At 56.5% G+C, this 11,200-nt stretch carries 10 protein-coding genes; 3 read left to right on the top strand and 7 right to left on the bottom strand.

Annotation, left to right across the window (positions count from 1 at the left end; all coding sequences use genetic code 11):
- Positions 1-145: 145 nt before the first annotated feature.
- Positions 146-685, bottom strand: coding sequence for an AAA family ATPase (locus tag SIK97_RS00460; protein ID WP_032749200.1), 540 nt, complete (start codon positions 683-685; stop codon positions 146-148).
- Positions 686-953: 268 nt separating this feature from the next.
- Between SIK97_RS00460 and ansP the strand changes: the two genes are divergently transcribed.
- Positions 954-2,414: an L-asparagine permease gene (ansP, locus tag SIK97_RS00455; RefSeq protein WP_014229250.1), complete on the top strand. Its 1,461-nt coding sequence runs from the start codon at positions 954-956 to the stop codon at positions 2,412-2,414.
- Between the two features lie 45 nt (positions 2,415-2,459).
- Here ansP and SIK97_RS00450 read toward each other — a convergent pair whose 3' ends face one another.
- Both SIK97_RS00450 and SIK97_RS00445 read right to left on the bottom strand, forming a co-directional pair.
- Positions 2,460-2,681, bottom strand: a complete 222-nt coding sequence (locus tag SIK97_RS00450) for a YgdI/YgdR family lipoprotein (protein ID WP_009652277.1) — start codon at positions 2,679-2,681, stop codon at positions 2,460-2,462.
- Positions 2,682-2,913: 232 nt separating this feature from the next.
- Positions 2,914-3,975, bottom strand: a complete 1,062-nt coding sequence (locus SIK97_RS00445) for a YncE family protein (RefSeq protein WP_048262996.1) — start codon at positions 3,973-3,975, stop codon at positions 2,914-2,916.
- Positions 3,976-4,238: 263 nt separating this feature from the next.
- Here SIK97_RS00445 and pqqU point away from each other — a divergent pair, with 263 nt between their 5' ends.
- On the top strand, positions 4,239-6,350 hold the full coding sequence (gene pqqU / locus SIK97_RS00440; protein WP_032749203.1) for a TonB-dependent receptor PqqU: 2,112 nt from the start codon (positions 4,239-4,241) through the stop codon (positions 6,348-6,350).
- A 73-nt stretch (positions 6,351-6,423) separates the two neighbouring features.
- Here pqqU and SIK97_RS00435 read toward each other — a convergent pair whose 3' ends face one another.
- Positions 6,424-6,723: a DUF406 domain-containing protein gene (locus SIK97_RS00435; protein WP_025107880.1), complete on the bottom strand. Its 300-nt coding sequence runs from the start codon at positions 6,721-6,723 to the stop codon at positions 6,424-6,426.
- 293 nt (positions 6,724-7,016) lie between these two features.
- Here SIK97_RS00435 and rihA point away from each other — a divergent pair, with 293 nt between their 5' ends.
- Positions 7,017-7,952 carry a pyrimidine-specific ribonucleoside hydrolase RihA gene (rihA, locus tag SIK97_RS00430; RefSeq protein WP_025107881.1) on the top strand — a complete coding sequence of 312 codons (936 nt, stop codon included), beginning with the start codon at positions 7,017-7,019 and terminating at the stop codon, positions 7,950-7,952.
- A gap of 42 nt (positions 7,953-7,994) precedes the next feature.
- On the opposite strand, the gene SIK97_RS00425 is transcribed toward rihA, so the two are convergent.
- From SIK97_RS00425 to SIK97_RS00415, 3 genes are all read right to left on the bottom strand, one after another.
- Complete coding sequence (locus SIK97_RS00425) at positions 7,995-9,032, bottom strand: NADP-dependent oxidoreductase (RefSeq protein ID WP_025107882.1); 1,038 nt, start codon at positions 9,030-9,032, stop codon at positions 7,995-7,997.
- 65 nt (positions 9,033-9,097) lie between these two features.
- The gene (locus SIK97_RS00420; protein WP_009652267.1) at positions 9,098-9,673 is read right to left on the bottom strand and encodes a helix-turn-helix domain-containing protein; all 576 of its coding nucleotides are present in this window, start codon (positions 9,671-9,673) and stop codon (positions 9,098-9,100) included.
- Positions 9,674-9,835: 162 nt separating this feature from the next.
- Positions 9,836-11,131 (bottom strand): porin, encoded by a 1,296-nt coding sequence (locus SIK97_RS00415; protein ID WP_032749207.1) that lies wholly within the window; start codon positions 11,129-11,131, stop codon positions 9,836-9,838.
- Positions 11,132-11,200 lie beyond the last annotated feature (69 nt).

Below are 11,200 nucleotides of genomic sequence, written 5' to 3'. Positions count from 1 at the left end.
AGCGCAGCGCAAGCCGGGAAGAAGCCGCAGCAATGCCACGTCACGGCATATTCCCAGGGTTGCGGCGTAAACGCCTTACCCGGGCTACGGGTTACCGACAATCTGCGGTCCGGTAGCCCGGCTACGCGCAGCGCGAGCCGGGGGATTATCGGCTATTCTGCCGAAGCTCGCGCACCAGCGCCTCGGTCTGCTGCTGGTCGCGTAAACGAACAAAGCGAATGTGTTGATACTGCGGGTCCTGCATATCCGCCAGGTAACGCCGGCGATTGTTGCGCCAGGTTTTCAGCGTCCAGAGAATAATAGAGTCCCGGCTAAAGAAAGAGCGGCGGAAGGTTTCGCAATTGCCTGTGCCGGGCCACAGCTCCTGTCGTCGGCTTGCGCGTGAAGCCGCGCGACGGACCGCCTGGCGGATCGTGCGCCAGAAGCTGTAGTCCACCCATACCACCAGATCCACATCGCGCCATTTTACCGGGCGGCTGCGGTTATAGTTGCCGTCCAGCACCCAGCCGGGCGCGGCGAGCGCGGCGGTGAGTTTGGCGTAGAACTCATCGTCCGGCGTCCCTTGCCACTCGGGCAGCCAGTAGAGCACATCCATTTCAATATAAGGCAGTGACAGTTCCTGAGCCAGCCGACGCGCGAGGGTGGATTTGCCGACGCCGCTGGTCCCTACTACGTTGATTTTCATCGTGGTCTCTCGGGCAAAACGCGGGCGGAGAATAATAGCGCAATAACGTTAAAACGATGAGCAAAATTTCCCCATCATGCGCGAACGCCGAAAAGCTTCCGATCTCATTGATATTTAAGCAAGTGCTGTCCGCAAATCTTTTGCGTGCGTCCATTTTCCGATACGTGTAGGATTCTCCGCCATGCTCGCTTATCTCATTCCTCAGAATGATGAGAGAGCCAGCAGCACGAACCACTTCATGGACATTGACAGGAAAATAGCGACATCAATGAATACAAAACACTCTAGCGTGGCGGAGCAGCACGCTGCCAAACGCCACTGGCTGAACTCGCAGGAGTCGGGCTACCACAAGGCGATGGGCAACCGTCAGGTGCAGATGATTGCCATCGGCGGCGCAATTGGTACCGGCCTGTTCCTCGGCGCGGGCGCGCGCCTGCAGATGGCCGGACCGGCCCTGGCGCTGGTTTATCTGGTCTGCGGCCTCTTCTCGTTCTTTATCTTACGCGCGCTGGGCGAGCTGGTGCTTCATCGCCCCTCCAGCGGCAGCTTCGTCTCCTACGCCCGCGAGTTCCTCGGCGAAAAAGCGGCTTACGTTGCGGGCTGGATGTACTTTATCAACTGGGCGATGACCGGGATCGTCGATATCACCGCCGTCGCGCTGTATATGCACTACTGGGGCGCGTTTGGCGACGTTCCGCAGTGGGTCTTCGCCCTCGGCGCGCTGGCGATTGTCGGCACCATGAACATGATCGGCGTGAAATGGTTCGCCGAGATGGAGTTCTGGTTCGCGCTGGTGAAAGTTCTGGCGATCGTCGCGTTTCTGGTGGTCGGGACTATTTTTCTTGGCAGCGGAAAGCCGCTGGATGGCAATGCCACCGGTTTCCACCTGATTACCGATAACGGCGGCCTGTTCCCGCACGGCCTGCTGCCGGCGCTGGTGCTGGTACAGGGGGTGGTGTTCGCCTTCGCCTCTATCGAACTGGTGGGTACCGCCGCTGGCGAGTGTAAAGATCCGCAGACCATGGTGCCGCGCGCCATTAACAGCGTTATCTGGCGTATTGGTCTGTTCTACGTTGGCTCCGTGCTGCTGCTGGTGCTGCTGCTGCCGTGGAATGCCTATCAGGCCGGGCAGAGCCCGTTCGTCACCTTCTTCTCGAAGCTGGGCGTGCCGTATATCGGCAGCGTGATGAATATCGTGGTGTTAACCGCCGCGCTCTCCAGCCTCAACTCCGGCCTCTACTGCACCGGGCGTATTCTGCGCTCCATGTCGATGGGCGGTTCGGCGCCGAAGTTTATGTCGAAAATGAGCCGCCACCACGTGCCCTACGCCGGGATTCTGGCGACGCTGGGCGTCTATGTCGTTGGGGTATTCCTCAACTACCTGGTGCCTTCGCAGGTATTTGAAATTGTCCTTAACGTCGCGTCGCTGGGGATTATCGCTTCATGGGGCTTTATTGTGGTGTGCCAGATGCGCCTGCGTAAGGCGATCAAGGAAGGCAAAGCGGCGGACGTTAGCTTCAAGATGCCGGGTGCGCCCTTCACCTCCTGGCTGACCCTGCTGTTCCTGCTTAGCGTGCTGGTATTAATGGCTTTCGATTATCCGAATGGGACTTATACCATCGGTTCGCTTCCGCTGATTGCCGTTTTGCTGGTCGCCGGCTGGTTTGGCGTGCGCAAGCGCGTGCATGACATTCATAGCACCGCGCCGAATATTGAAAAACAGCAATAAATCACGTTGCGGTTTGCCTCACCGGGCAAACCGCAACGGCACAACTTAATTATCTTCCACCAGCTGGGCCACATCGCTGCTGTTAATCTGGCGCTTATTGCCCGACTCATCAGTATAGCTGGTCATTCCGGTATCTTTATCCAGCTTCGGCTTGCCCTGCGTTACGATAGTCTGCCCGCTTTTTGTCGTCATGACATAGTTTGAGCTACAGCCCGCCAGAAGAGCCAGCATCGCGCCGGCGCAAACAACCATTAATGATTTTTTCATCTTTTCTCCAGGATTAATGCCACCGTCCCGCTTGCGCAGGAAAGCCGTAAGTTTATAGCCATTACATTTATCAGGCTAATAAGTGTTTGTAACAGAGGGTGATATCTGGATGGGTGCGGTTTTCGGTCAGACAGCAAACAGTGCATTTTGTAGGCCGGGTGAGGCGTAATCCGCCACCCGGCTGCAGTGCGAGCCCACTGATGGCGGGAGAGGTTGCCCCCTCCCGTCAGGATCACAGCGCGATGCGGATAACGTCATCCGGCTGGGTCGCCTCTTTCTGACGCGTCGACTCCTGCTTCACGCTGACGTACAGCGTTTTACCATCGGCGGAGAGCGTCAGGCTGTTCGGATGAGTCGGCGTTTTGAAGGTCTTGACCACTTTGTAGGTCTTACCATCGATCACACTCACTTCGCCGGCTTTACGGTGCGTCACGTAGGCTTCATTGCGGGTCGGGTTAAACAGCACGGCCAGGGACTCCGGCGCGGCGATTTTCTCCAGCACTTTGCCATCGCGAATATCGATCACCAGCACTTCCGGCTGTTTACCGTCGGTGATAAAGGCGCGATGTCCGGCGGTATCCAGGCTCAGGTTGAGATAAAAGTGCTCTTTGCCATCATCCTGCAGCTTTTTACGCGACAGGATTTTGTTGCTGGTGCTGTCGATAGTCACCAGTTCCCCGTCGGCATTGGTGGTATAGATACGGTTCGCTTCCGCGTCCAGCGCCAGGCCGGTCGCCATTGCGCCAGTATTGGCGATGGTGTCTTTCAGCGTTAGCTTGTCGCCATCCACCACCCAAATCACGCTCTCTTTACCCAGCCCGGTGATGTAGACGGTGTTGGTTTTCTCGTTGACCGCCAGCTCGCGCGGGGCCAGCGGACGTACGGTTTCGCTGCGCTGGCGGGCGTCAAGCACCAGACGCCCTTTCACTTTCCCGGTTTTAGCATCAATGGCGGTGACGGTGCTGTCGGTGGTGTTGCCAAACCACAGGGTCTGAGTGGCGTTATCGATCGTCGCGCCGAAGGGTTTCAGATCGTTATGAATAATCTGCGTGACTTCGAGAGTCGTCGGATCGAGACGGTAAACGATACCGCCTTTATCCAGCGAACGGCTTTGCGAAGTGGCCACCCACAGCGCATTCTCCTGCTGGCTATAGGCCATTTCGTATGCGCCCTTGCCGACGGCTTTGCGCAGCATTTCTTCCGCCGCGTGGGCGCTAAAGCTCCCCGCCAGCAGTAACGAAGTTAACAACAGTGAACGGCGCAGACGCGGCGCGGACAGATGACGTAATGACATGACGACTCCCTTTGATAAAACAAATATATGCCTGCTCGACAGTGCTTCCGGGGCGCAAAATCATCGCTTTGCGCTCTTCTTTGGAATGCGAATAGTAATCATTATTTATCGCAATGTGGAGCGTTAATTACCCGTAGCGCTCTCGGCATCACGCAATTCTTGCTATTTGTTAACTCAAATTCCGTTAAGTCTTTTCAAAAAATTTACAAAAGAGCTAACATATATACATATGTTCCGTTTGGTTCGTTTTGTGAGTAACTTTGATGAAAATCCTTTCCGTGCGCGCCGCCGCGCTCCCCGCTCTGCTTTTGCCGCTGGTCTCCGCAGGGCCCACCGCTCTCGCCGCTGAACAGACTATGGTGGTTACCGCCGCGCCGTCGGCGGTTTCTGAACTCGATACCCCCGCCGCCGTTAGCGTGGTTAACGGCGATGAGATGCGCCAGGCCGCGCCGCGGGTAAACCTCTCCGAGTCGCTGGGCGCGGTACCGGGACTGCAGGTGCAAAACCGCCAGAACTACGCGCAGGATCTGCAGCTTTCGATTCGCGGCTTCGGGTCCCGCTCCACCTACGGCGTGCGCGGGCTGCGTATTTACGTCGACGGTATTCCGGCCACCATGCCCGATGGCCAGGGGCAAACCTCGAATATTGATATTGGCAGCCTCGATTCGCTCGAGGTGCTGCGCGGGCCTTTTTCCGCCCTGTACGGTAACTCCTCCGGCGGGGTGATCAACGCCACCAGCCAGACCGGAAGCCAGCCGCCCACTATCGAAGCCAGCAGCTACTACGGCAGCTTTGGCACCTGGCATTACGGTATGAAAGCGACCGGCGCGGTGGGCGACGGCAGCCACGCGGGCGACGTCGACTACGTGGTTTCCACCAACCGCTTCACCACCCACGGCTCCCGCGACCATAGCGGCGCGCGTAAGAATCTTGCCAACGCGAAGCTCGGCGTGCGCATCAATGACGTCAGTAAGCTGACCCTGCTGTTTAACAGCGTGGATATTAAAGCTAATGACGCGGGCGGCCTGAGCTACGACGAATGGCAAAATAATCCGCGCCAGTCGCCAAGAGGCGATGAGTACAATACCCGCAAAACCATCAAACAGACCCAGGCCGGTTTACGCTACGAGCGACAGCTGAGCGAGCAGGACGATCTGAGCGTGATGATGTACGCCGGTGAACGTGAAACCACGCAATATCAGTCGATTCCAGAGAAAGTTCAAACTAAATCGTCTAATTCTGGGGGAGTTATCGAACTGACCCGCCATTATCAAGGCATAGACACCCGCTGGACCCACCGCGGCGAACTGCTGGTGCCGGTCACCTTTACCACCGGTCTTGATTACGAAACCATGAGTGAGCAACGGAAAGGATATGAGAACTTCATAGTTACAGATAGCGGAACGCAGTTAGGAGAAAAAGGGAACTTAAGACGCAATGAACGTAATTTAATGTGGAATCTGGACCCCTACTTGCAGACCCAGTGGCAGTTGGCAGAAAACCTTACTTTTGATGCAGGTATCCGTTACAGCTCAGTCTGGTTCGATTCTAACGATCATTACGTGACTAAAGGTAACCCCGACAGTAGCGACAATACCAGCTACCATCGATGGTTGCCGGTCGGCTCGCTTAAATATTCGATTACCGATGCCTGGAACGTTTATCTTTCAGCAGGCCGCGGTTTTGAAACTCCAACCATTACTGAACTCTCCTACCGTTCAAATGATATTGGCGGGCTAAATCTTGGATTAAAACCTGCAACCAATGACACAGTAGAAATCGGTAGTAAACTGAGGATTGAAAACGGTCTCCTCACCGCGGCCTTATTTCAGACTGACGCCAGTGATGAAATTGTTTCCGACACCAGCAGCGGCGGGCGTACCAGCTACAAAAACGCCGGGAAAACCCGTCGCCAGGGGATGGAGCTGGGGCTGGATCAGCAGTTCGGCGAGAGCTGGCGTTTAAAAGCGGCCTGGACCTGGCTGGATGCGACCTATCGTACCAACGTCTGTGATGATGCCAGCTGTAAAGGCAATCGCATTCCGGGGATCGCCCGCAACATGGGCTATGCCTCCTTTGGCTACCAGCCCGAAAAAGGCTGGTACGCGGGCAGCGATATTCGCTATATGAGCGATATTATGGCTAACGATGAGAACACCGCCAAAGCCCCATCCTGGACGGTGGTCGGCCTGACGACCGGCTATAAATGGAGCTACGGCAAAATGGATATGGATCTGTTTGGCCGCGTCGATAACCTGTTCGACCGCAGCTACGCGGGCTCGGTTATCGTTAACGAATCCAACGGCCGCTACTACGAACCGGCGCCGGGCCGTAATTACGGTATCGGTCTAAATCTGGCATGGCGGTTTGAGTAACGCTTAATTGCGGGACCTCAACGGGATCGCTCGCAGGATCCTGTTGAGGGTTAGCCGTGGATGCTCGATGGCGTTAAATCACGTTTCTTAACGACAATTCGAAAATGATCTTTTCCGCCTGGCAGGAGAAGGCAATCGAAGCCTCAAGCTTTGCCTCATCGCCGGCGGCCACGATGGTATAGTCGACCTGCGGCGGCTCGCTGGCGGGCGCGGCGGCCAGGGCACGTTCGCGGACGGCCGCGATGGTGGACTCGGCCTCTTCGCGGCTGGCGAAGTTTTTCTCTACCCGCCAGACGCAGTCCTCATTATCAATAATCGAGCCCACGTCAATGGCGCAGCCTTTGGTACTGCATTTATCTACAACATCTTTCATTGCGGTTACCTCTTGAAGTTTTCTTTAGAATAAGAATCCGTTGGCGGAAAGCAAACCATGAATATTTGTATGGTTGAGTCGTTTTATCATTATAGGCCTCCGCGAGAAGCGACTTTTTGCGCCACCGCATGGCTACCCCCTGATTGCGCAAGGATCAGGCAGATAGATTGGCAAGGCGTCGCGCGATATCGGCGCTCAATCGTGCACGTCATCACACTATCCTGCGCTAAGCCTCGTCTATGCCGCTTTACGGCGTTACCCTTGTCACAAAATAACGCCAACAAGGAGCTGCTATGGCACTGCCAGTGATTATCGATTGCGATCCGGGTCATGATGACGCGATTGCCCTCGTTCTTGCCCTCGCCTCACCCGAACTCAATGTTAAAGCCGTCACCTCTTCCGCGGGAAATCAGACCCCGGACAAAACCCTGCGCAACGTCCTGCGGATGCTCACCCTGCTTAAGCGCCCGGATATTCCGGTAGCCGGCGGCGCGCTCAAGCCGTTGATGCGGGAGCTGATTATCGCCGATAACGTGCATGGCGAGAGCGGTCTTGACGGTCCGGCGCTGCCGGAACCGGGCTTTGCCGCCCAGACGTGCACCGCCGTCGAGCTGATGGCCAAAACCCTGCGCGACAGCGCCGAGCCGGTCACCATCGTCGCAACCGGCCCGCAAACCAACGTCGCCCTGCTGCTCAACAGCCACCCTGAACTGCATGCCAAAATTGCCCGCATCGTGATAATGGGCGGTGCGATGGTGCTGGGTAACTGGCAGCCGGCGGTCGAGTTTAATATCTACGTCGACCCGGAAGCGGCGGAGATCGTTTTCCAGTCCGGCATTCCGGTGGTGATGGCCGGGTTAGACGTCACCCATAAAGCGCAAATTCACGTTGAGGATATTGAGCGCTTCCGCCGCATTGGCAACCCGATATCCACCATCGTCGCCGAACTGCTCGACTTCTTCCTTGAGTACCATAAGGATGAGAAATGGGGCTTTGTCGGCGCGCCGCTGCACGACCCGTGCACCATTGCCTGGCTGCTGAAGCCGGAGATGTTTACCACCGTTGAACGCTGGGTCGGCGTGGAAACGCAGGGGAAATATACCCAGGGAATGACCGTGGTCGATTTCTACAATCTGACCGGCAGGAAGCCGAACGCAACGGTGATGCTCGATGTCGATCGCCAGGCGTTTGTTGACCTGCTGGCGGAGCGGCTGGCGTTTTACGCGTAAATCATCATAAAACCGGCAGGCGCGATGCCTGCCGGGAAAAAGCTACTCGTCAGGAGAGACTCGAACCACCACTTTACCGAAGTTCTCGCCCTTCAGCAGACCGATGAGCGCCTGCGGCGCGTTCTCCAGGCCGTCAACCACCTGCTCGCGGTATTTGATTTTCCCTGCCTGCACCCAGCGCCCCATCTCCTGCTGGAACTCGGCAATCCGGTGCCCGTAATCCTGGCCGATAATAAAGCCCTGCATACGGATGCGTTTTTTGAGGATTGTCGCCATCAGCAGCGGTAAACGATCCGGGCCGTCGGGCAGCGCGGTGGCATTGTAGCCGCTGACCAGGCCGCAAACCGGCACGCGAGCCGAGGTGTTCAGCAGCGGCAGTACTTCATCAAACACTTTCCCACCGACGTTCTCATAGTAGATATCGATCCCCTGCGGGCAGGCTTCAAGCAGTTTGACGGCGAAATCGGGCGCGCGGTGATCGATGCAGGCGTCGAAGCCGAGGGTTTCTACCGCATAGCGGCACTTCTCGCTGCCGCCAGCGATGCCCACCGTACGGCAGCCTTTCAGCTTAGCAATCTGTCCGACCGTTGCGCCAACCGGCCCGGTGGCGGCGGCGACCACCAGCGTTTCGCCCGCTTTCGGCTGACCAATATCCAGCAGCCCCATATAGGCGGTAAAGCCCGGCATGCCGAGGATCCCCAGCGCCCAGGAAGGGTGTTCCGGGCTCTCGCCTAACTTCACCAGCCCGCTGCCGTCGGAGAGTTCATAATCCTGCCAGCCGCCGTAGCCAAGCACCCAGTCGCCGGGCTGATAATCATCATGGTTCGATGTCACGACGCGGCTCACGGTGCCGCCCACCATCACCGCGCCAACGGCGACCGGCGGCGAATAGGAAGGCGCGTCGCTCATCCGCCCGCGCATATAGGGATCTAAAGACAGAAAGACGGTGCGCAGCAGTAGCTGTCCCGGCCCGGGAGAAGCGACCTCACCCTCTTCCAGGCGGAAGTTTTCCCCGGTCGGCTCGCCGTGCGGACGGGATGCCAGCAGCCAGCGGCGGTGGCGTTGCGGATTGAAAGCCATAACAAACTCCTCTTTTGACAAGTCTGTATTGAGGCTAGCTGCTTTCCCGGCAACGCGCATTGACATTATGAGGCAGATTGATTGAGCCGGACCACCAGATAGACGCAGGGCTGCGTGGTTTCATTAATAAAGCGGCAGTCGTTCGGCGGCCCGAGCTCCAGGCAATCCCCCGCCTGCATTTCGTGGCGCGCATTGCCTTCGAGAAAGACCAGTTCGCCCTGCTGTAGCCAGATGAGCTGCCGGGCCAGCGCATAGGATGACGCGGGCATAGGAACGTCGCTGCCAGCCGGAAGTTCCACCTGCACCAGATCGATAGGCAGGTCGCTACGCGGGGAAACGTGACGCCGAAGATAGTGGCTCTGCGGATCGTGCCACACCGGCTGATGAGCAAAACGCAGCAGCTTGCCTTCCTGCATCTCCGCCCTGGCGATCAGCGTCGACATGCTAATGCCGAAGGCGCCGGAAAGCCGTCCAAGCATCGACGCCGTCGGGCTGCTTTCGCCGCGCTCGATCTTGTGGATCATCGCCCGCGACGCCCCAGCCCGCTCGGCGAGTTCGCTGAGCGACCAGCCGCGGGATTCCCGCTCGATTCGGATGCGTGCGCTGATGCGCTGGTTGAGGTTGTCTTCTATAGTATTCATAACGTGACACTATAGTGTAGCCCTACTGTTTCTACAACCAGACGCCGATAGCGGCGATTATCGTGAAAAGGCCCGGCGTAATACACCGCCGGGCAAGGCAGAAAAGGATGCAATCCGTTAACTAAAGCACCCTCAAGACCATAAATGAAAAGAAAATGCCCGTCAGATAAAGACGCGCAGCCCCACTGCGCCGAGATTGTCGTCAATATTCCACGCTTCATTATCGTTGCCCCAGGCTTTTTCGTAGCCGTATTCAAGATAAGTCACCGCGTTTTTCCCCAGCCAGTAATCGGTGCCTAATACCGTCGACTGGAAGTGCTGCCCCTCCATCGCATCGCCGCCCTGCGACCAGTTAAAATCAACGTAGACGCTCCAGGCCGGGGTGATTTTAAATTGCGAGTCATATTCCAGACCGAGAACCGTTTCCTGGTCATCCCCCTGCTGGTTATTATGTTCGTAATGGCCGCTGGTCGCCGCTGTAACATCATTCACTTTATTGAGGTAATAAGTCACTTCCGCGCCGTTATACCAGGCATGATCGCCAACGCTTGTCGTATATTTCGCGTTCATGCCCATGCTATAAGTATTGCCGTCATAGGCATCGCCGTTATTATCGGTGTAATTAAAACAGTGGCCATTCGGGCCAAAATTCTGGCAGCCGCTGACTGACCCGCTATTTACCGTGTAATTGTTATACGCCACCGCGCTGGAGACGGAGAAGCCGTTATCCCAACGGTACTGCGCGGCAACCGCGGCGCCGCCGTGAACGGTGGCTGAACCATCGCGGTAAGCATCATGCAGGTTCGGCCCATCGCCGTAGGCCGCAAAGCCGATGCTGTCGACGTTGTCATTGCCTTGCCCCATGACGCCAATCGTCATATTTTTATCATTGTAATAATAGATTGCCGCGGAATTAATAATATCCGTCGACATTCCGGTGGTATCATGTTTCGCTTTCCCGCCCCAGGCATAAGTCGTATCAATACCCAGCCCCCAGTCCGTGGGAGCATACTGTTTGCCGAAGGTCACCACGCCATAGCGGTCATTGCCAATACCGGCATAAGCCTGCCGGGTATAAACATCATTGCCCTGGTCATCGGTGGCGGAATCTAAACCATGAACGCCGGTCTCATAATAACCGACGGCATAATTACTCAGGCCGTTCAGGTCAAAATTATGCCGCACGGCAACCCCCAGCCGCGAGTCATTATTCTGTATATTATGTTCCTGAGTATGATTAGAGTCCGTTTTGGCCATTAAACGTACGGATCCTAAAATACCAATTGCCGTATCGTCATTGCTCCACAGCGTCTCCCCTTTAGTCTGCGTTGCGGTATAAGCCGGTGCTGCCTGTAGCGCGGTGGTTTCAGCCGCCATAGCTGAATTGCCAAATATAGCCCCCATGGCCATTGCCAATATTGACGGCATTAATTTCTTCATATTTTGTGTACGCGCCATTGCTTCACCCTTGTTAGGGAAGGTGCGAATAAGCAGGTCATTTCTTCCCAAGCTGACTCGCTGATTAAA

Origin of the sequence: Klebsiella sp. JN_Kp126 (genome assembly GCF_033843325.1) — a bacterium.
GTDB classification, from domain to species: Bacteria; Pseudomonadota; Gammaproteobacteria; order Enterobacterales; family Enterobacteriaceae; genus Klebsiella; species Klebsiella michiganensis.
The sequence above is the reverse complement of the archived record's forward strand: the minus strand, read 5'-3'. Positions and strand labels throughout refer to the sequence as shown.